This is a genomic window from Amphritea japonica ATCC BAA-1530, assembly GCF_016592435.1.
Taxonomy (GTDB): Bacteria; Pseudomonadota; Gammaproteobacteria; order Pseudomonadales; family Balneatricaceae; genus Amphritea; species Amphritea japonica.
This window is the reverse complement of the sequence record NZ_AP014545.1, coordinates 1424199-1446142: the sequence shown is the minus strand read 5'-3', so window position 1 is coordinate 1446142 and position 21944 is coordinate 1424199. Positions and strand designations below refer to the sequence as shown.

20 protein-coding genes are annotated in these 21944 nt (G+C 46.4%); 4 read left to right on the top strand and 16 right to left on the bottom strand.

The genetic code is table 11. The features are described 5' to 3' along the window. Positions 1 to 167: 167 nt before the first annotated feature. Entirely contained in the window at positions 168 to 2081 is a 1914-nt protein-coding gene (locus tag AMJAP_RS06580; protein ID WP_169336950.1) for a sensor domain-containing diguanylate cyclase, read from the top strand. An 88-nt stretch (positions 2082 to 2169) separates the two neighbouring features. After that, positions 2170 to 2622 (top strand): YHS domain-containing (seleno)protein, encoded by a 453-nt coding sequence (locus AMJAP_RS06575; RefSeq protein WP_019621454.1) that lies wholly within the window; start codon positions 2170 to 2172, stop codon positions 2620 to 2622. A gap of 51 nt (positions 2623 to 2673) precedes the next feature. Here the strand turns inward: AMJAP_RS06575 and AMJAP_RS06570 are convergent, their stop codons facing one another. Continuing rightward, positions 2674 to 3858 carry an MFS transporter gene (locus AMJAP_RS06570; protein WP_026340079.1) on the bottom strand — a complete coding sequence of 395 codons (1185 nt, stop codon included), beginning with the start codon at positions 3856 to 3858 and terminating at the stop codon, positions 2674 to 2676. A 116-nt stretch (positions 3859 to 3974) separates the two neighbouring features. On the opposite strand from AMJAP_RS06570, the gene AMJAP_RS06565 reads away from it, so the two are divergent. Then, positions 3975 to 4805, top strand: a complete 831-nt coding sequence (locus AMJAP_RS06565; protein WP_019621452.1) for an AraC family transcriptional regulator — start codon at positions 3975 to 3977, stop codon at positions 4803 to 4805. 186 nt (positions 4806 to 4991) lie between these two features. On the opposite strand, the gene AMJAP_RS06560 is transcribed toward AMJAP_RS06565, so the two are convergent. The 12 genes from AMJAP_RS06560 to AMJAP_RS06505 all read right to left on the bottom strand — a co-directional run bounded on the left by AMJAP_RS06560 (position 4992) and on the right by AMJAP_RS06505 (position 13633). After that, positions 4992 to 5783 (bottom strand): PhzF family phenazine biosynthesis protein, encoded by a 792-nt coding sequence (locus AMJAP_RS06560; protein WP_019621451.1) that lies wholly within the window; start codon positions 5781 to 5783, stop codon positions 4992 to 4994. 82 nt (positions 5784 to 5865) lie between these two features. After that, positions 5866 to 6285 carry a hypothetical protein gene (locus AMJAP_RS06555; RefSeq protein ID WP_019621450.1) on the bottom strand — a complete coding sequence of 140 codons (420 nt, stop codon included), beginning with the start codon at positions 6283 to 6285 and terminating at the stop codon, positions 5866 to 5868. 53 nt (positions 6286 to 6338) lie between these two features. Next, the gene (locus AMJAP_RS06550; protein ID WP_019621449.1) at positions 6339 to 6968 is read right to left on the bottom strand and encodes a 3'-5' exonuclease; all 630 of its coding nucleotides are present in this window, start codon (positions 6966 to 6968) and stop codon (positions 6339 to 6341) included. A 52-nt stretch (positions 6969 to 7020) separates the two neighbouring features. Beyond that, positions 7021 to 7728: a YehS family protein gene (locus AMJAP_RS17825; protein WP_019621448.1), complete on the bottom strand. Its 708-nt coding sequence runs from the start codon at positions 7726 to 7728 to the stop codon at positions 7021 to 7023. A 236-nt stretch (positions 7729 to 7964) separates the two neighbouring features. Then, positions 7965 to 8396: a hypothetical protein gene (locus AMJAP_RS06540; RefSeq protein ID WP_019621447.1), complete on the bottom strand. Its 432-nt coding sequence runs from the start codon at positions 8394 to 8396 to the stop codon at positions 7965 to 7967. Between the two features lie 159 nt (positions 8397 to 8555). After that, a complete protein-coding gene (locus AMJAP_RS06535) occupies positions 8556 to 8801 on the bottom strand; it encodes a GlsB/YeaQ/YmgE family stress response membrane protein (protein WP_019621445.1) in 246 nt (81 codons plus the stop codon). A gap of 33 nt (positions 8802 to 8834) precedes the next feature. Next, complete coding sequence (locus AMJAP_RS06530; RefSeq protein WP_019621444.1) at positions 8835 to 9617, bottom strand: hypothetical protein; 783 nt, start codon at positions 9615 to 9617, stop codon at positions 8835 to 8837. Positions 9618 to 9724: 107 nt separating this feature from the next. Beyond that, a complete protein-coding gene (arsJ, locus tag AMJAP_RS06525; protein ID WP_019621443.1) occupies positions 9725 to 10933 on the bottom strand; it encodes an organoarsenical effux MFS transporter ArsJ in 1209 nt (402 codons plus the stop codon). A gap of 6 nt (positions 10934 to 10939) precedes the next feature. Continuing rightward, positions 10940 to 11956 (bottom strand): ArsJ-associated glyceraldehyde-3-phosphate dehydrogenase, encoded by a 1017-nt coding sequence (locus AMJAP_RS06520; protein ID WP_026340077.1) that lies wholly within the window; start codon positions 11954 to 11956, stop codon positions 10940 to 10942. A gap of 75 nt (positions 11957 to 12031) precedes the next feature. Next, on the bottom strand, positions 12032 to 12268 hold the full coding sequence (locus AMJAP_RS06515) for a thioredoxin family protein (protein WP_019621441.1): 237 nt from the start codon (positions 12266 to 12268) through the stop codon (positions 12032 to 12034). Positions 12269 to 12283: 15 nt separating this feature from the next. Then, positions 12284 to 13273 carry a permease gene (locus AMJAP_RS06510; RefSeq protein WP_019621440.1) on the bottom strand — a complete coding sequence of 330 codons (990 nt, stop codon included), beginning with the start codon at positions 13271 to 13273 and terminating at the stop codon, positions 12284 to 12286. A gap of 15 nt (positions 13274 to 13288) precedes the next feature. Beyond that, positions 13289 to 13633, bottom strand: coding sequence for a metalloregulator ArsR/SmtB family transcription factor (locus AMJAP_RS06505; protein ID WP_019621439.1), 345 nt, complete (start codon positions 13631 to 13633; stop codon positions 13289 to 13291). A 171-nt stretch (positions 13634 to 13804) separates the two neighbouring features. Between AMJAP_RS06505 and AMJAP_RS06500 the strand changes: the two genes are divergently transcribed. Beyond that, positions 13805 to 14503 (top strand): TatD family nuclease-associated radical SAM protein, encoded by a 699-nt coding sequence (locus tag AMJAP_RS06500; RefSeq protein ID WP_019621438.1) that lies wholly within the window; start codon positions 13805 to 13807, stop codon positions 14501 to 14503. Positions 14504 to 14545: 42 nt separating this feature from the next. Here the strand turns inward: AMJAP_RS06500 and AMJAP_RS06495 are convergent, their stop codons facing one another. The 3 genes from AMJAP_RS06495 to putP all read right to left on the bottom strand — a co-directional run bounded on the left by AMJAP_RS06495 (position 14546) and on the right by putP (position 21819). Continuing rightward, positions 14546 to 16174: a putative bifunctional diguanylate cyclase/phosphodiesterase gene (locus AMJAP_RS06495; RefSeq protein ID WP_201356421.1), complete on the bottom strand. Its 1629-nt coding sequence runs from the start codon at positions 16172 to 16174 to the stop codon at positions 14546 to 14548. A gap of 284 nt (positions 16175 to 16458) precedes the next feature. Then, positions 16459 to 20082, bottom strand: coding sequence for a bifunctional proline dehydrogenase/L-glutamate gamma-semialdehyde dehydrogenase PutA (putA, locus tag AMJAP_RS06490; protein ID WP_026340075.1), 3624 nt, complete (start codon positions 20080 to 20082; stop codon positions 16459 to 16461). A 270-nt stretch (positions 20083 to 20352) separates the two neighbouring features. Then, positions 20353 to 21819, bottom strand: coding sequence for a sodium/proline symporter PutP (gene putP, locus AMJAP_RS06485; RefSeq protein WP_019621435.1), 1467 nt, complete (start codon positions 21817 to 21819; stop codon positions 20353 to 20355). Between the last annotated feature and the right edge of the window lie 125 nt (positions 21820 to 21944).

Sequence of the window (21944 nt, the reverse complement as noted above, 5' to 3'; positions counted from 1 at the left end):
CCGATCTAAGTGCTTAACGTGAAACAGATTAGTGATTTGAAAAGTAGAGATTCAAATTTATACAGAGCCCTTAGTGCTCTGTATCTGACGCAACGCGAGGCAAATTCATAACTATGCTAGCTCGATTATTTCTATTTGCTGCATTGATGATAACTGAAGTTCTGATAATGAACTTGGTTCAAGCAATGCACATCAGTAAAAACTATTTCTGGCTGGAAATTTTTATTGATGCCGGCACCGTCGCCGTGGTCGTTGTATTAATAACTCGCTACCTTTTACGTACCGGTCGATTAACGCCCCGGATGAATCTCAGACGAGAGTCCATGCAACTTCAGGCAGGTGTGTTTGCATTTGGCATTGAAGCATTACTGATGCTGATATTTCCGTTGTTTACATTCACCACACACCACCAGCTGATAATCTTATTAGATGGTATTCTGTTTGCTTCCCTAACCCTCCTGGTAGTTCACTATTACCTTGCAACAGGCAGCAACGAAAACCCACAAGTCCCGACAGTTAAAGCACAGAAGTCTGCATTAAAAGTCTTTCTGCTTGTTTGCTATCTTTTCTGCCTGAGCTTATTTCTGTTGTTTTTGATCAACATGACTCAACAACAGAAACAAATACACATCACTCAGCTGATAGACCAGGAACAGCAACAGTTAAGTCTGATCAAAGAGAATCTGACTCATCAAGTCTATGATGCAACGCTGGACACATTGATATTAGCTCGCCAGGTTAACCTGCAAAACGTTCTGATCAACCAACCTGAAGCGTTGTCCGAGCTGACCACTGATTATATCAATCTATCAGAAATCAAACCCTCCTATGAACAGATCCGTTTTATAAATCACGAAGGGTTAGAGCGACTCAGAATTAACCAGGACTATCAGGGACAATTAGTTGTCACTGAAGACAAACTTCAGGATAAATCTAACCGTTATTACTTCACTGATGCATTCCATCTTAACCCAGGCGAAATCTACATCTCTCCCATGGACCTGAATATTGAGAAAGGACGCATAGAGCTGCCCTTTAAACCGATAGTTCGAACCGCTACACCGGTCAGTGACTCTCTGGGTAATAAACAGGGTATCGTAATTATCAACCTTAACGCCTCCGAGTTATTAAAACAGTTGAAGCTTTCGGCTAAGACGTCAATTGGCGAAATGATGTTACTCAACCAAGATGGTTACTGGATTTCTGGACGAGAGCAGGATGCAGCCTGGGCTTTCATGTTTCCTGAATTCAAAAACAGAACAATGGAAAAATACTATCCTGGGGTATGGAAAACAATCAGCGCCAATAAAAACGGTTTTCTTAAGACGCCAGATGGCTACTTTGTTTTTGAAACAGTAGAAACAAGTCAACCCCTCTTAGCATTAAACAGCTCAGGTCAAAAGCAACAACACCCCGTTTGGAAGCTAGTCACCCTGGTCAGACCCGAAATTATTGCAGCAGATCTCAGTGACGTATCTCCTCCACTGGGTTTGTTTTTTATTATGGTCACCCTGGTAACTGGCATAGGTGCCCTGATGTATTACCGGGTACAACACAACAACATCAAAGCTCAACAGAAAATCCATCACCTTGCTCACCATGACCCCCTGACAGGGCTATGTAACCGCAGACTATTCTCGCAAGTCTTAGAACTTGAGTTAGCACGGACTAAACGGCATAAAGGTTCGCTCGCCTTAGTCTATCTTGATCTGGACAATTTTAAATCAATAAATGATGTGTACAGTCATAGCGCTGGAGACTACGTTCTAGAACAATTCAGCGAACGATTAAAACTGATACTTCGAGAAAGCGATACCCTGGCCCGGTTAGGCGGCGATGAATTCGCTGCAATTCTTCCTATCCCAGGTACAAAAGAGCACCTTGAAGTTATCGCTCAACGTATCATCCATACTTTCAAGGAGCCTATGATCTTCAACGAACAATCCCTGAATGTTGGCATAAGCATCGGTATCGCTATCCACTATAACGGGCAACCGATGGAATCACTTTTGCACGAAGCAGATCAAGCCATGTATGAAGCCAAAAAGGCTGGCGGGAATGGATATAGGTTTGATCGCTAAAAAGGTGGAATATCGCGCCACTTAACTTCTGGATACCCTTCCCGGTTATTACCTACAATTAAACCAATAACAACACACCGAAAGCCTTATGAAAAACACCCTACTACTACTTTTATTCATCAGTAGCCTCGCTTTTGCAGCGGAACCTGTCAGCAAGAGTTTTTTTGGCGGCATCGCTATTGAGGGTCATGATACGGTTGCCTATCACTCCCCAGAAGTGCGGGAAAGTCACAACGAAGTGATCGGTAAGAAAACATTCACTGTAGAGTGGGCTGGCGCTAATTGGCGCTTTACCAGCCAGGCGTCAGCGGATAAGTTTGCAGCAAACCCCAGTCAATACAAACCACAATATAACGGCCATTGTGCCAACGCACTAAGCCTCGGTGAAGGACTAATACACACAGATGGCACTGTCTGGGAATTTTTCGACAATAGTCTCCATCTGTTCTATGCAGAGCGTGGTCGCCAACGCTGGCTTAACGGTGACTGGAAATCTTATAAGGAACAGGCAGACAAGGCATGGAAAGAAATCACCCAATAGTCTTTCCAGTTAGCCATAGGACAGCCCCATCAGTCATGCGCGGCTACCTGATCAGTGCGTTTCTACAACCGCTCCCTTAAACCTGACAGTCTCGACCCCTGGCCCTGGTTTTTCAGGCACCATTCGAGCCAGAACCAGCGACACCCCCCCCATTGCTGCACCGGTAAGAAATACCGCCGCTGGTGAAAAGATCCAAAGCAAACCATAAGCCGCTGGGAGCACTACGGCGGCAATGTGATTGATGGTAAAGGAGACACCGGCGGTAGATGCCAGATCTTTAGGGTCGGCAATCTTCTGCAAATAGGTTTTCTGAGCTATCGCCATAGAGAACAAAAGATGGTCTGCAATATACAGCCCTACTGCTATCCAGGGATTCGACACAATCGCATAAGCAGTAAAGACTGCAATCAGACCAATATATTCAGCTGTCAGCGTTTTACGCTCTCCCCAATGCCCAATCAGCTTGCCTATTTTAGGCGCAAAAAACATGTTCAGCGCCCCATTCACCAAAAACATGATCGAGATTTCGCCGGCAGAGAAACCAAACTTCTCAACCATCAGAAAGCTCGCAAATACCATAAAAATCTGCCGACGCGCACCTCCCATAAACACCAATGCGTAATATAGCCAGTAGCGTTTTCGCACAACCAGCTTTTTGTGTTGCTCAACTTTTCCAGTCATACGGGGAAAGGCTAACCAGCAGAACAGAGTGATCCCAACGGTCATTCCCCCCCCTAACAGGTAGACAGTTTTCATCTCTAGTCCATAGACATCCAGTGCCAACCACACCAGCCCAAAAGCGATCAAACTGGCAAATGAGCCTATTGCCACCATCTGACCTAACCGATGTGGAGCCTCTTCCTGACTGAATAACTGCAGTGACAGAGATTGATTCATGGTCTCGTAATAGTGGAAGCCAAGCGACATCAGCACCGTTGTACAATACAGGCCTATCTCAGTGGGGAAAAAACCGGTCATCGCGGTTCCCAGACCCAGCAGTAACATCGATACTAAGGCCAGCGTTTGTTCTCGCAATAACACTAACAACAGCACCGCGGCGAAAGATAAAAATCCAGGAATCTCACGTAAGGATTGCAAGATACCGATTTCAACACCGGTAAAAGCAGCCTGCTCGATAGAAAAATTATTCAGCAGAGCCATCCAGACACCCATCGATAATGGCATTGCCGCGGCCATTAAAAATAGAAACATCTCGGGTCGACGAATAAGATTCACTGCAATTTCTCCAGAATAAGTATAAGTACTGTATGCAAACGTAATATCGGACAGCATTACTTAATTAATCAGTCATCTACTTTAAAAAACAAAGCATATGGCGTATATAATAAAACATGCCAATTTATACCGAGAAACAGACAGAGCTACCGGAAGTGCCTAAACACTGGGTCAAGGTGAATGGAAAACCGGTTAACCGACTCGAACATGTGCCACGCAAAGTTGTAGTGCGCAAAGCTGATCACGATGCAGGTTTTTATTCTCCTTTTCACAGCCACGGCTGGGGGCAGCTGCTGTTTATCGCCGACGGGCTAATACAAGTCTCTGCTAAGGAGGTCGGCTATTGGGTCGTACCACCACAGCGAGCAGTCTGGATTCCTGCCTTCATTGAACATGATGCCCGTACCATCCACCCGGTGCAGATGCGCAATGTCTACATATCTCCGGAAGCCGCTAAAGCCTTACCCACCCAATGTCAGGTAATGCATGTCACGCCGTTGCTACGGGAACTGATACTTGAGATGGTGAAATTTGAGCCCCTTTATGAAGAAGCCGGTACCGAGGGACGCATAGTTGATGTGTTTCTTGATCAGCTAAAAACCACACCAGAAGTCCCCCTGCATCTTCCCCAGCCTAGCAGCAGATTATTACTAGCAATTGCTGCTCAGTTACGCACCGACCCCGCAGACCCTCGTTCAATGGATGACTGGGCTGAAGAACTCGGCACCAGCACTCGCTCTCTGGCACGACATTTCAGACAAGAAACCGGGATGACCTTCGGACAGTGGCGACAACAGGCTCGTTTGCTCGCAGCTTTAACCCGTATCGCCGAAGGAGATGCCGTAGCCAATATCGCTCAGGATCTGGGCTACAATAGCCAGAGTGCTTTTATCACAATGTTTCGTAAAGCATTAGGCAAGACACCGGGGAGATATTTTGAACGCTAAAGCGTTCAAAACAGTGGCTAGAACGTCGCTTCGCGACTTGCTAGATGCAGCTTCGCCGCTTGCTCGTTGCTAGGAGAGCCTTCTTAATTATTTTAAGAGAAAGTGTCAGAGATATGATTTTATAGTTAATCGTATTGAGCTATTAACTTCATACTTTTGTCCTGATCAAATTACTAATAATTACCACTATACGTAAGCTTTACCCTGCAGGTATAGAACACCAAAACCTGACACTAATACGCGGTCTTTCACAACGCAACAAAACAGGACCCCACCACGCTGTGATGACTGATAAGCCACTAAATCGGTCTTAGCTAACTGTTCTGCCCAATAAGGCGCCAGACCTGAGTGTATAGAGCCTGTCACCGGATCTTCATCACCACCATTTGCAGGCCAAAAATAACGCGAAATGAAGTCGTACTCATTGGACTTAGCGGTGACGACAACATCTAACGGCGCTAACTGCTTTAGCTGTTCAATCTGATACCTAACCGCTCTCACTTCATCTTCTGAAGACATCACTGCGAAATAGGCCTGACGATTTTTTAACACTTTAACCGGTTTTACCGACAAACCACTCAATAGCGCTTGAGGTATATCGCTGACCAGTTCAGGACATTGATTCGGAAAGCTCATCTCTATCCGGCCATCATCTAATTGATTGACGCCCAGCGATCCAACTTTCAATGTAAAAAACTCAATCTCACCATGACAATTAAAATGGTTAAAGATCACATAAGATGAAGCCAGAGTTGCATGCCCACAAAAATCTATTTCAGTTAGAGGAGAAAACCAGCGAATCTCATATTGATTAGAAGATAGAGCCTTAATAAAAGCCGTTTCAGATAGATTATTTTCTGCGGCAATCTGCTGCATTAACTCAGGTTCAAGCCACTCATCCAATGGGACAACAGCTGCAGAATTACCTTTAAACTGATCTTGCGTAAAGGCATCAACAATAAAAATATCAAGTTCCATTGAATGCATCCCTATTCTTATTAAGAGCAGTGGTTACATCGAAGTTGCGCCACTGGAAGGACGTGATTACTTCATCTGATGGTTACTCGCCGCTAATATGGGCTATCAACGCCGCTTGTGAATCTGCGCAGTGATAACTGTCTTCCAACACATCATAGCTACCAAAAATTATCTCTAGCGCACGATCATTGGTCAGCAGTAACAGAATGGTGTAATCCTTTGCCTTTTCTAGCTCGTAAAGGCCTGATTTAAACCAGCTTTCAGCAAGTTCCAGCTGTTCCAGGTAATCCTGTCGAGATACCGCATGAAACTCCAGTGGCACTAGCTCACTGCCTTTAAACTGAATCGCAGTGTAAGTTTTAGGTACCGATAGAAAGTCCCTTTTAGTCGCATAGGCAACTGTCAGAACAGACTCACCTTTAGGGCTGTGGCTAAGAAAAGAACAGTCTGTACCCGGCTCAATCTCCAGCGCAGGCAGTTCGGAAAAGGTCTTCAGAATCATTTTATAAACATCCTATTCAATATTTAAGGCGCTAGAGACTTGTTCTACCGGACTTAACAAATCAGTTCACGTACTATCTGCCCATGACCTTTATCCTCTAGCCCCTGCAATATCCGCAGCGCGGCAAAAGCATCATTCGCAGCATAAAGTAACTGAGCATCACTCAATTGGGGTAGCGACCAGTTTGAGGTCGACACACGTTTTGACTTAATAAATTTTTGGCCAAACTGTACTGCAACAGCCGCTTTAACACCCAGCTGACGACGATAGCCCAGTTTACGATAAACCGTATCCAGATCCAGTATTCCCTTGATCTCGACACCAAATTTACGTCGGATATGACTACGATCAGATTGAAGCCCAAAGCCAACCTTCACCACTTGCGCCGCACCTAAAACCTGACTGATAACAGAGTAAGTCTCTTTGTCATGTAATTTGAAAATATAGGCCGTATCAGCAGTACATAGCTGAACAACATGGGGACCATCAGATTTCTGTTCTTTACGGAACACAGGCTTCGATTCGGTATCAAAGCCGACAAACGGACTACCGAGCAGATCTTGCAATGCTAATGCCAGCTCATCAACTCCGACTGGCTGCTTTATATCTTCTAAAGTCATGCCATTGAAAAGAGTGAACAGTGCTATCTGATCTTTGGTCGGCGGCAACCGTTTCTCTTTCATCTGTCAGTCATTTCCTTATATCGGTGCATCAAATATAAACACTCTACGAAAGCTAATCGTGCTTTTTACTGCTTTTTGCCAACGCCTTTGCCCAGACTGAATTACTCTCGTTTTCAGTTTTAGCAGGGGTGCTCTCTTTTACCGATGTAGCCTGGCTCTTGTCGGCGGCGGGCTTATCGACAATAAATTCTCTTTCTGATGCTGCACTTTTATGCTGTGAACGTTTACGTACAGGGGCACCGGACTGATCCGCAACACTCGCGGTTTTTCTCAATGGCTTATCGCTGTCCTTCTGAGGCACTTTGTCCCGCAACTTATACTGTAAACCCGACAGAAAATTACGCAGTACCTGATCCTTACACTCACGATAATTCTGGTGACCCTGCTTGCGAAAAAGAGCACTCAATTCATGCTTACTCAGGCCAACACCTGCGAGCTTGAGCATTTCCAGAATATCTTCCGCATTCAGGTTAAGCGCGATCTTTAGTTTACGGAATATGATGTTGTTATTCACCTGGCGCTCAGGCACTGGCTGGGGACCATCCTGACGGCCACGTTTTTCAACAATAAGGCCATTCAGGAAAGTTGCCATTTCCAGGTCAGTCAAACGCACATACTCTGCATCTTCCTCTTTTTTCATCCAACTAGTCAGTTGAACACGAGTCACCGCCATATCGGCATGACGAAAAACACCAATCATTTTGGTATCACTGTAATCGAATGTATAGCGTAGGCGGCGCAGAATATCGTTATTAGTCACAAAAAAGGTCCAGACAAATGAGAATCAGGCAGGCACTTTAGCATAAATTGAACTGATACAGGCCTGATTGTGCCATCAGAAAGAAAAGTGGAGACTGGCAATTCAATGGAACAGCCGCAACTAAGCCTTCCATTCGGGCAAGATACTTCCTGTATCACGTTCTTTCTCAAAAAATTCTCGCTTTTTTGGTCAGCACTACTGACTTAAAAACGTACGGATTTATTCTCCTGGTTGCTCTATATATCTAAACCAACAATCATGTTTCTGGCCACGATAATAGTGGCTAAAGTCATCGCAACGATGATAGTGCTAATAATCCCTGTTCGATTTGACTTTAGCCAACCCAAAACGCCTATAGACAATATGAACAACAAAAAGGCTGACGTTGCAGCGGAAGTACCAAAATTTCTGATTCGTCCAATACGACTAAGTGCTTCCTCAGTAAAATGTTCAATGCCGACGACACGTAAGCTGATCGAAACATCGATATACAACGCGATTAAAAACAGCAAAGTCGTTACGATAAATAAAAGGTAATTAACCGTAGCAACTAAGCGCTGATCTTTACCCCGAATAATTTGTACCGCAATAGACAAAGAAAAACCGGCCATCAGACTACTGATATAGGCAACCTGACCAGATCTGAGTTCAAGTACTTCATTAATCATATGGGGGTACCTTTAAACACTTTGATTTCAGGGTATCAACTTTTAACTTAAGCCACCTGTATCCGATGACAAATTGTTTGAAAGAACTATCGGCCGTGGCAGACTACCTGAGCACAACCTTTTATGCAGAATCTGGTGAAACTGATCTGATTCTGTTTTTTATTTAAGCTTGTTATAAGCAAACAGCAGGATGAAAGCTCCCGCAGTCGCAGTAGCAATACTACCCAGACTCAAACCGTCCAATCCACCCAGGCCAATCAGACTACCCAGGAAACCACCAACAAAAGCACCTGCGATACCCAACAGAGTTGTGATAATAAAACCGCCACCGTCTTTGCCAGGCATCAACCATTTAGCCAGCATCCCCGCGATCAGACCTAAAACAATCCACGATATAATCCCCATATCCCACCCCATTTTCATATAAATATTAAGTAGTTAGTTTAGCTCAAACTGTAAAGAAATCTCACCTAATTTTTCATACGCTAAGGTGAAAACCTTATCTGTCGGTATTTCAATAACCCCCGCATAAGAGCTTGTAATCACCCACTGGCCCGCTTCAATCCCCCTCCCTCGCTCTCTAAGAAAATTCACCAACCAGAACAGTGGTACCTGCGGATAGATGTTTGGGTGTTTGCCTGAAATGCCAACAGATTCTGATATCGAGCCAATCTTCAGTGAAAATTCGATCTCGGATGCCTTAAACGCCTGTTCAAGACTAATCTCAGGGCCAAGGTAGAGCCCCTGATTAAAAAGGCAATCCGACAGGTGCTCAAAATAGCTAATCGAGTCTGGGTCAAGATAGCGACTCTGAATAAGCTCTAATGACAACCGGGCACCCGACAATGCCGCGACAATTTCCTGATCCGTATAGGGTTGTGGGCGCCTGGGAAGAGTCTGTCCAAATTGAAATGCGATCTCAGGCTCTATTTTGCAAACACCCTCATCGGTATTCATTGAACAGCACGAACCTTGATAGACACTTTCAGTAAAGATGGGGGCCAGAACCGGAACTTCCTTTAAGCCATCAATCTCTATCGGCAACGCACACTTCCAACCGCCGACACTATCTTCTGCCAGTTCAATCACAGCTTGCTGGATGGCCAGTGCGTCATCCACCGTGCTGGGCCTGAATGGCGGTTCTAGCGGGCCTGTTAATCGGTTATTCAACCGACGATCCACTAAGACTTTTGCTGCCGCTTGAATGTCAGCCTGTCGCATTACTTTTCCTCTAACACTCACAAGATGAACGTTGATTGAAACAAAACATTAAGTTAATACCACTTTAACAGCCTATTCATGTATCGGTTATCTCCAGCATATGAAAATTAAGCACGGGGCAACAGAAGGGAGATAACAGCAGCAATAGCTAAAAACAGCGCGGAGACCCAAAGACAGGCGGTTAGTCCGGAAACTTGAAACAGATATCCCGACAACACAGTGCCGATAAGCCGTCCCATCGCATTGGCCATATAGTAAAAGCCAACATCCATTGATGCGCCATCTTCACGGGCATAACTGACAATCAGATAGCTGTGCAGCGAGGAGTTGATAGCAAAAACTCCACCGAAGATCAGTAAGCCAACGAACAGGGCTGTCTGAGGATAAAGATTATTTGTCAGTGACAGCGCGATCATCACGGGCAACAACACCAGTGCTGAAGCCCATAGACAGACTTCACGTCCGCCGGGGAGTCGCCCAGAACGCTTACCGGTGAAGTATGGCGCCACTGATTGGATAATGCCGTAACCGATCACCCAAAGCGCCAGAAAGCCACCGACAGACCAATGATCCCAGCCGAGCGTACTGGCCAGATAGACCGGTAACGCCACCACAAACCAGACATCACGCGCCCCAAACAGAAACATCCGCGCGGCTGAAAGGTAATTAACAGCCCTACTTTGGGAAAAAATCTGACTAAACTTAGGCTTACTTCTCGCCTTACCCAGCTCCGCTTTTAACGCTACTAGGCTAAGAATCCATACGCATCCCAAAGCGATACACATGGCCAAAACAGCCCCCTGGAAGCTCAGGACTGATAGTATTGCACCACCGAGAAAGAAACCCGCTCCTTTCAACGTATTCTTAGAGCCGGTTAGTATCGCTACCCATTTATACAACGCCCCTTCTGCATTCGCCGGAACCAACTGCTTAACCGAACTTTTAGCGCTCATTTTATTCAAGTCTTTGGCGATACCTGACAGCGCCTGAGCTAGCATCACCCAGGGTACTGTAAGCATCGCGGTGGGTACTAACAACATCGACAATGCCACGACTTGCATTCCCAATCCGATATTCATCGTTCGGTTAAGGCCGATACGCGCACCCAGCCAGCCGCCAAATAGGTTAGTGATTACACCGAAAAACTCATAGAACAGAAACAACAGAGCGATATCTAGCGGGCTATAACCCAGTTGATGGAAATGCAGCACCACCAACATCCGCAGAGCCCCATCAGTTAAGGTAAAGGCCCAGTAATTCCCAGTCACGATCAGGTACTGCCGCAACGCTGGCGACAGCTGTCGAACGGCCGACATCAAAGCTTATACCTGTTCCTGCGCTGCAACCATCCGTACCAGTTCTACAGTACGGTTCGCATAGCCCCACTCATTATCGTACCAGAGGTACATTTTAAGCTGGGTATCATTTACCACCATAGTGGACAGCGCATCGACAATACAGGAACGCGGATCAGTCTTGTAATCGACAGACACCAGTGGGCGCTCTTCATAACCCAGAATATCTTTCAACTCACCTTCTGCAGCCTCTTTAAGCAAGCTGTTTACCTCTGCTTCCGTTGTCGGACGCTGCAGTTCAAAAACGCAATCCGTAATCGAAGCATTGGCAAGAGGAACCCGTACCGCATGACCATTCAGCTTGCCCTTCAGCTCAGGAAAGATATGCGTGATAGCCGTTGCAGACCCCGTCGTGGTTGGAATTAAATTACTGCCGCATGCCCGAGCCCTGCGCAGATCTTTATGGGGGGCGTCGAGAATAGTCTGAGTATTTGTAATATCGTGAATGGTAGTCATAGAACCATGCTTAATACCCAGCTTCTCATGAATCACTTTGACGGCAGGCGCCAGACAATTGGTAGTACAAGATGCAGCGGTGACTATCGGATAGAGATCCTTATCATACAGATGGTGATTAACCCCCATCACAATATTGAGCACGCCCTCTTCTTTCACCGGCGCTGTCACTACTACCCGTTTAACCCCCTGATCGAGATAGGGCTGTAATTTCGCTTTGCTCTTCATCACCCCGGAGGCTTCAATGACAATATCGCAGTCAGACCAGTCTGTATCTTCTATCGCCCTGTTCTGAGTACAGTGCAGGTGTTTGCCTTCGATAAGCATTTCACTGCTACCAGTATCTGCCGTGGCTTCATGCTTCCAGATGCCATGAACAGAGTCAAAGGTCAGCAGATGGGCCAGGGTAACAGCATCCCCTGCGGGGTCATTAATCTGTACAAATTCAAGCTCAGGCCAGTCCCATGCTGCCCGTAATGCCAAACGCCCCATCCGGCCAAACCCGTTAATACCTACTTTTATTGTCACTCGACTCGCCTCTTTTTAACTGTTTAGCCCTAAGGGTAGCTCAACGCCTGATTCAACTTGCTTAACTTATACTTCTCAGTTTTTAAGCCAGCTTGTAACATCACTTTGACTCGGAATGCTTCCGCTATGTACCAACTGTTCATCAACTACTACAGCCGGAGTACGCATCACGCCATATTCCATTATCACCTGAACATCGGTCTCTTTCAGCACTGCCACCTCAACCCCTAATTCAGACGATAGCTTCTCAATCAGCTCTGCAGTTTTACGACATTTTGTACAGCCACTACCTAACACTTTAATCGTTTTCATATCGAACTCCTTCGGTCATAACACCGGAAAAAGGAAATTAAAGATCCAGCCAATCAGGGTAAACGCACACAAAAGCATGGCAAATAAAATCGCCAGCAAACGCCACTGCATCACCTGCTTCAGCAAAATAAATTCAGGAAAGCTAGCCGCTACTGTACTCATACAGAATGCCAGTGTTGTGCCTATTGGCAAGCCATTAGTGATCAGACTTTCCATCACTGGAATAACACCGGTCGCGTTTGAGTACAGCGGGATACCTACACCTACAGCGGCAGGTACTGTCCACCATTGTCCATCTCCCAGATTAGCTTCTATCCAGCCATCCGGGACAAAGCCATGCAGCGCGGCACCCAGCCCTACACCAACAATCACCCATTTCCATACCCGACCAAAAATCTCCAGCGTTTCATCGCGGGCAAACCGATGCCGTGCGGTCATTGACATTGTCTCAACCGAAACACACCCAGCAGAACTGGTTTGTCGTCCCTGCTCTAAGGCTTTTAGAGCAAAGGATTGCAACCAGCGTTCCGCCCGAATTGCATCCAAGAAAACACCCCCAAGAATACCCACCATCATACCCACGAAAATATAGACAAGAGTAAACTTCCAGCCAAGCAAACTCAGTAACAACAGTACGGCAACCTCGTTAATTAACGGCGAGGTCAACAGAAACGCCATGGTAATGCCCACTGGAATACCTGCTGAGGTGAAACCCAGGAACACCGGAATACTCGAACATGAGCAAAAAGGGGTGACTGCTCCAAAACCCGCCCCCATCAGATAACCTGCCCCACGGTTTTTTCCCGCTAAAAAATCTCGTACTCGATCTACATTAAGTGAAGCTCGGATAAGCGCGATCAGGTAGATCATGACGATGAGGAGAACAAAGATCTTCGTGGTATCTTCAACGAAGAAATGCAGGGCCTGTCCCGACTTTGTCGAGGATGAAAGCCCAGCCAGGTCATATGCAAGCCAATCAGCTAGTCTGGTAAATACCTCAAACATCTGTTGCTCCTTCCCTTAGCAGAGGTTATTAAAACGGTCGGGGCGAACGTTCATCTGCTGCAATAACAGACTAGCTTTTTCCAGATAGCCCCTGTTCATCTCAGAGGTTTCCCGCAATACATTCTGGCACCATGCAGGCAGATCAGGGTTAAGACGATAAAAAACCCATTGGCCCTGACGACGGTCAGTCAGTAACCCTGACTTTTTCAATTGAGCCAGGTGGCGAGAGATTTTGGGCTGACTTAACTCCAGCGCGTTCATCAGTTCACATACACAGAGCTCTTGCTTCTGATCGATTAAAAGAACAGATTTAAGCCGGGTTTCATCAGCTATGCTCTTAAAAAAGACTATCGGATCCATGACAAACACACCCAATTCAATATATATGGTTAATCATATATGCGAAACTTTGAATATAGAAGCAATTTATTCAGGCATCGAGAATTTGAGCTTCTCCTCTTGACGCTTATCATCATAAATTGAATTAGTTAATGGTATTCTTTGTGCTTCAATTTATGGCGGCTCCTTTCCATGCATTCTCTGAACAACTCACTAAAAGAACAGTCTTCTGAGCAAGTTACTCAGTCACAACAAAAGCCTAACCAGCCACACCAGTTAAATGCGATACCACATGATGAAACACTGGTGTATCAAATTGAACAAAACCTCTATATCAATCTCACTGATCGCTGCACTCTTGCCTGCCAGTTCTGCCCTAAGCATAACGGCTGCACCGAAGTAAAAGGATATGACCTAGCGATAGAGGTTCGTCCACCAGCCCAGCAGATCATTGATTTAATTGGCAACCCGAAAGATTACGAAAGTATCGTTTTCTGCGGGTATGGCGAACCGACTCTGCGACTCAAGCCGATGCTTGAAATTGCACACTGGGTGAAATCACAAGGTGGAAAAACGCGACTAAATACCGATGGTTTAGGCAGTCTGGTAAATAAACGAAACATCCTGCCGGAGCTAAGTGAGTGTATCGACGCACTGTCTATCTCACTCAACGCCCAGAATGAAGCGGTTTATATCCGACACTGTCAGCCTGTTCTGAAAGGTTCTTATGAAGCGATGTTGGAATTTGTTGCCCTGGCGCCTGAATATATCAGCGATGTCAGTGCCAGTGCTATAAATGGATTGGAGGGTGTCGATATTGACGCCTGCAAAGAACTCGCAGAAGCACGAGGCGTCAAATTCAAACAGCGGGAATTAGATATCGTAGGTTAAGTGCTTTGATATTAACACTTAACCTGTTTTACTATTTTTTATTTATCTATTTTCACTACACCACTGATTAAACTCCGATTGCGGCATAGGTCTACCCAGGTGGAACCCCTGTGCCAGATCGCACCCCTCTTCTTTCAATAGTTCCAGCGTCGCCTGATCTTCAACCCCTTCAGCTGTCACTTCTAACCCGAGGTTATGTGCCAGATTGATGGTAGCGTTGACAATGACGGCATCACTTTCATCACGTAAAATATCAGAGACAAAAGAACGATCAATCTTCAGCTCTTTTAGCGGTAAGCTTTTGAGATATGAAAGTGATGAGTAGCCCGTACCGTAGTCATCGATAGAAAACTGAAAGCCCATATCATGTATACGTCTGATTATTCCCATCGCTGCATCAGGGTCCGTCATGATTGAGCTTTCCGTAATTTCCAGTGTAATCCAGGCCGGATTAATACCGGTTGCACCTTTAATACCAGAGATCAGATCGGGCAGTTCCGGGTTGTTCAGATCCTTGGCTGAAAGGTTGATAGACAGAATAATGTCCAGACCTGTCCTATGCCACTCGGCACACTGGGAGAAACCTTCCTGAATGACCCACAGCGTTAACCCCTGAATCAATCGCGTACGCTCCATCAGCGGGATAAACTGATCAGGGCCGAGCAAACCATGCTTAGGATGGTTCCATCTCACCAAAGCTTCTGCACCACTGATTGACCCATCAGACACTTTAACTTTGGGCTGATAATACAGTTCCAGTTCCTGGTTCTCGAGCGCATGACTCAAATCACTCATGAGTGTTAGTTGCTTCGGGCTGTGGGCATCAAAAGATGAGTCATACACCGCACTGCCTTTATTCGAATTCTGCGCCATATACAGTGCAATACCTGCACGCTGGACCAGCGTATCAACATCAGTACCATGCAGCGGGAAATGAACAATACCAATGTTAGCCTGGGCTGACACCTTCACCTTCTCAACAAAGAAAGCATCATGTAGCACTCGATGAACGCTCTCTGCCAGTTCAAGTACTGACCTTTCCGACAGCTCTTCACTAACGAGCAAACTAAAAGTATTACTTTCTAAACGGGCAATAGAATAAGGACTGGGAAACGCGCTTTCTAAACGAACAGCGATCTGTTTAATTAAACTATCGCTACTGTTACGCCCCAGCGTATCGCTAATCTCTTTATAATTGGAGACTTCAATTAAAAGCACGGAAAAGATTGTCTGACCGCGGGGTGATACTATGTGCTGTTCTACCCGATCGTAAAACAACTCTTTATTCGGCATATCGGTTAACAGATCGTGGGTAATACTGTGGCGAGCTTGCTTCTCAAAGCTATCCGCTTTATCGCGCAGTTCCTGAGTCTGATCCATCACCATGGCGCTGGCTTCATACGCTAACACCGTACTGGAATACTGTCCCCAGAACGCAAAGATAAAGGGCACTATATCCAGTATCCAAAGGGCAAAGTTAGTTCGCTGGGCCTCAAGTAAACTAGCGATACTTATCTGACCGGACTCTAAATACGCGACAGCCGCCGTCGCTACTGTCAGTGCAATAATAGCTACAGATATACCCTGCCAGGCAGTTTTTGAAACCCGTGAACGAAACACTTTGACATTGTTATGCAAAAAATCACTGGTTGAACTATTTACCACTCTCACAACTTAATTCCTTGTCGTAAACCTTACTCTATAACAGTAAGCCTTACCCACGGATTAGCAATATCAATTATTGACTAGAATCACCAAACTGAGAGAGTCATTGTACTTTTGTGATCAGGGCTGGTTGCGAAAAAAAAAGCATCCCTAAATTATCTAAAAAAAAGCCCCTCTAAGAGGGGCATGAAACATCGAGGTCGGTAGTACGACTACTCGACGCTGGGATAAGATCCCAGAGACAAAGAGTGGTGAGGCCTTATACAACCAAAATCACTGCTCTTAAGCAGCTATTCTGACGCTGCAATCAGGCTGGCATTTCCCCCCGCAGCGGTAGTATCAACACAGAGATGACGCTCTAAAGTAAAACGCTCTATCGCATTGCGTTCAGTAATGAGTGGGATTAACACTCCGTCACGAGAAGCCAACGCAACCCGATAGCGATGTAAAGTAGCCTGATCGGCACAACTTACTACAGCAGCAAAACCCGTGACACTCGCCAGGGCTTTCGGATCCAGCAGCCCACTGATCGCTTTTACCGGCAAACCAGCCTCTGTAGCAGCCTGAAACTTACCCTCAGTGTTTGGTGCAATAACCATAACTGCATTCCCCTGAGAAAGCGCCAATACGGCCTGGCGTATTGCACTTTTCAGATCAGGCCCCAGGCACAACACTACTCCACGTGCATGAGAGGAAAGTAGATTCAACTCTCCTGTGGGACCGGGCATTGGCTCGGCTTCTTGTTGCAAATCTGCAAACGTAATATCCAATTGAGGAAACAGAGCCTGCAACTGTTCGGACTTATCAGTTTTTGCCACCCAGCCACTATTATCAAGACGATCCAGCGCTTCTTGCAACTGAGCGGAACCCACTGTTGCGCTCAAATCCGATTCGACCTCTGCTGTCGCTTCTGTCTTCATAAACCGCTTTACGTATTGAGGCCCACCTGCTTTAGGCCCCGTACCTGAAAGACCTTCACCACCAAAAGGCTGAGAACCTACAATGGCGCCAATCTGATTACGGTTGACATAGATGTTACCCACTTTGATACGATTGCAGATCTGAGCGACCCGGTTATCAACCCGGGTATGCAGGCCAAATGTTAAGCCATAACCTGTGTTATTGATTGCATCGACAACATCATCGATCTCATCCGCCTCAAAAGTCACTACATGCAGAACCGGACCAAAAATTTCCTCATCCAATTCAGCAATACTGTCCAGCTTAATGACCGTAGGAGAAACAAACAGCCCCTCATCTGGCTTAGCTAAGGACTTCATCACCCGCCCTTGAGCACTAAACTTCCTGCAATGCGCTTCAATCTTATCTTTAGCTAACTGATCGATTACCGGCCCTACATCTGTACTCAACGCCCAGGGGTTACCGACACGCAACTCATCCATTGCACCAAAGAGCATCTCCAGTAAATTATCGGCAATATCTTTCTGTAGATAAAGCACCCGCAATGCAGAACAGCGCTGACCAGCACTCTGAAAGGAGGAAGCCAGTACATCACGTACAACCTGCTCGGGTAGTGCTGTCGAATCGACAATCATCGCGTTCATGCCCCCCGTCTCAGCAACTAATGGCGCTTCTGGAGCCATATTCTCAGCCATTACCCGATTGATTCGTTGCGCAGTCACCGTAGAACCGGTGAAGCAGACACCTGCAATTCTGCTATCAGAAGTCAAAGGAGCGCCAACAGCGATACCACTACCCGGCAGTAACTGAACCACATCATTAGGAATGCCTGCCTGATGCATCAATTCAACAGCACGGGCAGCCACTAGCGGTGTCTGATCTGCAGGCTTCGCCAACACCGCATTACCTGCGGCAATTGCCGCCAATACCTGGCCGGAAAAAATGGCCAGAGGGAAATTCCATGGAGAGATACAGGTAATAACACCCCGCGCTTCGCCAACCGTTTCATTGCGAATAGCCTCCAGAGCATAGAAACGGGCAAAGTCGACCGCCTCACGTAGTTCGCCAATCGCATCCAGCAGCGTTTTACCCGCTTCACGGGTCGTCAGTGTAAAGAGCTCTGGCGCATTCTCTTCAAGCAGATCTGCAAATTTTTGCAGACATGATGCCCGCTCTGCGGCACTCTTTTGTGACCATCTGTTATAACCTTGCTGAGCGGCCTCAATAGCCAGTTCAATATCTTCTGCACAGGTATTTGTCACCTGACCGACACAGTCATCAGGCAGCGCCGGGTTATAAATGGCAACGGATTCTGTACTCATCACTTCGCCCGCGATTATAGGGGCAGCCGTCCACTTAAACGTTTTAAATTCCTGTCGTTGCGCTTCTAACACCTCAACCTGAACCGAATCTGTGATATCCCAGCCACGGGCATTAACACGCTTATCACCAAACAGGTTAACCGGGCGTGAAATCGCACTGCTGCTGATGTTTTCACCCAGAGCACTAACAGCGGAGAAAGGATCACGGGCGATTTCCTCCGGTTTAATACGCGTATCAACAATCTGGTTTACAAAAGAACTATTAGCCCCATTTTCCAACAAACGGCGTACCAGATACGCCAACAGATCCCGATGGGCCCCGACCGGTGCATAGATCCGACAGCGAGTATTTTCAGATTTCAGTACAGCGTCATGCAGAGACTCTCCCATGCCATGAAGACGCTGGAATTCAAAATCTTCATGATTCAAATGACGCGCCAAATGCAGAATGCCTGAAACGGAATGAGCATTATGAGTCGCAAATTGTGGGTAGATCCGATCGGTCATCGCCAGCAATTTTTCAGCACAACAGAGATAAGATACGTCGGAATTAACCTTGCGGGTATAAACAGGAAAACCATCCAAACCCATCTCCTGCGCTCGCTTAATTTCAGCATCCCAATAGGCACCCTTAACCAGGCGCACCATGATTTTACGATCCAGGCGAATTGCCAGATCGTAGAGCCAATCCAGCACAAATGAAGCTCTCGGACCAAACGCCTGAACCACTATGCCAAAACCGTCCCAGCCTGCTAAGGCCTCATCAGACAATACAGCTTCAATAACATCGAGCGAGATATCCAGACGATCCTGTTCCTCTGCATCAATATTGAAACCCATATTTGCTTCTTTCGCCTGCAGAGCCAGCGCTTTCGTACGCTCAACCAACTCGACCATTACCCGATCTTTCTGTGCGAACTCATACCGGGCATGCAGTGCAGACAACTTGACCGAGATACCCGGATTCATCCGAATATCAGTATGAATACACGCTGGAGTCAGCTTACTAATAGCATCGCTGTACGACTGGTGATAACGCAAGGCATCCGCATCCGTACGGGCGGCCTCACCCAGCATATCGTAGGAATATGAATAGCCCTGTTTTTCTAATTTCCTCGCGCGCTTAGTGGCCTCATCTATAGTGCGGCCCAGAACAAACTGTCGGCCCAGTTCTTTCATAGACTGACCAACTGCAGTACGTACAACAGGCTCTCCCAAACGCTTAATCATCCCCCGTAGCGCCTGAGTCACACCTTTATCTTCGGTTGGAGCAATCAGCTTGCCAGTCAGTAATAAGGCCCAGGTTGATGAGTTAACCAGAGAAGAACGAGACTTGCCCAGATGCTCGCCCCAGTTGCCAGAAGCCACTTTATCTTCAATCAGCGCATCGATAGTAACCGCATCAGGCACCCGTAACAGCGCTTCAGCCAGGCACATCAAAGCAACACCTTCTTTGGTCGTCAGGCCGTACTCTGCGAGAAACTTTTCCATCATCGAAGGCGAGCTTTCGTTACGAACTGTGGTCACCAGTTGTGCCGCATTAGCAGAGATCTGATCCCGATCTTCTGCGGTCATACGCGCATTGGCAACCAAATCACGGATAACCTGACGCTCTTCAGCAAGGTAATGATCACGAATTTTTATCCGGAACTGGTCAGTTGTATTTGTCATAGCTTCACCTTCAATCATTATCAGCGACTCAAAACGTCAGAGACACCATCTTTGTTTCACTCTATTGTAGCCACGCTTAATAAATCATATTCCCTATTATCTTCAATATAATAGGATAAGATCCTTTATTTTTGATTATTCTGAATACATATAATCACTAAACAACAAAAAATAAGGTAATAAAAAACACAAACCAACAAATAGCACAGAATATTAAAAGCAAAAAAAAAGCCCCGCTACGCGGGGCTTTTTATCTTAAACGTTAACTATTTAACGTTTTAATTCCGTTTCGAACTCTTCAAAACACTCTTCTGTTTCACGCGCTGGCGCCGGTGTTGCCAGCGTAACACCGATAATGGCGACAAAGGCAAAGAGCATGCCTGGGATGATCTCGTACAGATCAAACCAGCCACCGCTTAGCTGTTTCCATACCACAACCGTCACGCCCCCAACGATGATCCCCGCCAGAGCTCCTGCTTTATTCATCCGTTTCCAGTATAAAGACAGAATCAAAGCCGGGCCAAACGCGGCACCAAAGCCCGCCCATGCATACGATACAAGGCTCAGTACTTTAGAGTCTTTGTCCAATGCAAAGAAAGTGGCGATAACCGCAATAACAACCACAGCGATACGACCAACCTGAACCAACTTTTCCTGTGAAGCTTCTTTATTAAACAATGCTTTGTAGAAGTCTTCCGCTAATGCAGAAGAAGATACCAGCAATTGGGAATCCGCTGTACTCATCACCGCCGCCAGAATCGCCGCCAGTAAAATACCGGCAACTGCCGGATGGAAAAGCGCATCAACTAACACCATAAAGACAGTTTCACTATCCCCCAGACCTTCAGGGAAATATCCGATTGCTGCCAGGCCAATCATACAAGCACCCGCCATAGAGATAGCACTCCATATGACGGCAATACGACGAGCGGCTGGCACTGAATCTTTACTCTTTATTCCCTTAAAGCGAGCAAGAATATGAGGTTGACCAAAGTAACCTAACCCCCAACCCAACAGAGATAAAGTACCGATTAAAGTGATCGGCGCACCATCTGCATCGGTAAACATATTCAACAATTCAGGATTTTTCGCATGCACGGCCGCCAGCGTTCCATCCATCCCACCCAGTTCACCAATCGCAATAACCGGGACGAGTACCAGAGCACCAACCATCAGTAAGCCTTGTACAACATCAGTCCAGGATACCGCCAGAAAACCACCGAACATCGTATAAGAAATAACAGCTATAGCACCGACGATAACCGCAATGGTGTAATCAAAACCAAAAACGGTTTCAAAAAGCTTACCGCCTGCAACCAAACCTGAACTGGTATAGAACAAGAAGAAAACTAAGACAAAGAATGCGGAGACTACACGCAAGCTATGACTGGTGTCATTGAAGCGCTTTTCGAAAAAAGCGGGCAGAGTTAATGCGTTGTCAGCCACCTGAGAATATACCCGCAGACGCTGCGCAACCACCAGCCAGTTCAACCAGGTGCCGACTAGCAAACCACCCGCCAGCCAGAAAGAGCCATAACCCGCTGACATTGCATAGCCAGGCAGTCCCATCAACAACCAACCACTCATATCGGAAGCACCAGCACTTAACGCACTGGGAAGCGGCCCCAGATTACGACCACCCAAAACATAATCGGACAGATCCTGAGTACGGCGGTATGCAACAACACCGATCGCCAGCATAAGTGCCAGATAGATGATAAAAGTAAGCGTTATCATTTTTGAACCTCATCGAAAATTTGTTTTATTTTTTATGATCCGGCTTCCTGCCGATCTATTCCTCAACCATTTGCCCCAAAGCGACTCAAGTTAATGCTATGCACCTGTTCCAGCCATTAGGAACA

Bases quoted from the DNA above. Each gene is read 5' to 3' on its own strand.
- AMJAP_RS06560 (WP_019621451.1), bottom strand. From the start codon at position 5,783: ATGGAACTTGATATTTTTATTGTTGATGCCTTTACGCAAGATCAGTTT.
- AMJAP_RS06550 (WP_019621449.1), bottom strand. From the start codon at position 6,968: ATGAAAGAGAAACGGTTGCCGCCGACCAAAGATCAGATAGCACTGTTC.
- putP (WP_019621435.1), bottom strand. From the start codon at position 21,819: ATGATAACGCTTACTTTTATCATCTATCTGGCACTTATGCTGGCGATC.
- arsJ (WP_019621443.1), bottom strand. From the start codon at position 10,933: ATGTCGGCCGTTCGACAGCTGTCGCCAGCGTTGCGGCAGTACCTGATC.
- AMJAP_RS06510 (WP_019621440.1), bottom strand. From the start codon at position 13,273: ATGTTTGAGGTATTTACCAGACTAGCTGATTGGCTTGCATATGACCTG.
- AMJAP_RS06515 (WP_019621441.1), bottom strand. From the start codon at position 12,268: ATGAAAACGATTAAAGTGTTAGGTAGTGGCTGTACAAAATGTCGTAAA.
- AMJAP_RS06565 (WP_019621452.1), top strand. From the start codon at position 3,975: ATGCCAATTTATACCGAGAAACAGACAGAGCTACCGGAAGTGCCTAAA.
- AMJAP_RS06580 (WP_169336950.1), top strand. From the start codon at position 168: ATGAACTTGGTTCAAGCAATGCACATCAGTAAAAACTATTTCTGGCTG.
- AMJAP_RS06530 (WP_019621444.1), bottom strand. From the start codon at position 9,617: ATGCGACAGGCTGACATTCAAGCGGCAGCAAAAGTCTTAGTGGATCGT.
- AMJAP_RS06575 (WP_019621454.1), top strand. From the start codon at position 2,170: ATGAAAAACACCCTACTACTACTTTTATTCATCAGTAGCCTCGCTTTT.
- AMJAP_RS06535 (WP_019621445.1), bottom strand. From the start codon at position 8,801: ATGGGGATTATATCGTGGATTGTTTTAGGTCTGATCGCGGGGATGCTG.
- putA (WP_026340075.1), bottom strand. From the start codon at position 20,082: ATGACAAATACAACTGACCAGTTCCGGATAAAAATTCGTGATCATTAC.
- AMJAP_RS06505 (WP_019621439.1), bottom strand. From the start codon at position 13,633: ATGGATCCGATAGTCTTTTTTAAGAGCATAGCTGATGAAACCCGGCTT.
- AMJAP_RS06500 (WP_019621438.1), top strand. From the start codon at position 13,805: ATGCATTCTCTGAACAACTCACTAAAAGAACAGTCTTCTGAGCAAGTT.
- AMJAP_RS06540 (WP_019621447.1), bottom strand. From the start codon at position 8,396: ATGATTAATGAAGTACTTGAACTCAGATCTGGTCAGGTTGCCTATATC.
- AMJAP_RS06555 (WP_019621450.1), bottom strand. From the start codon at position 6,285: ATGATTCTGAAGACCTTTTCCGAACTGCCTGCGCTGGAGATTGAGCCG.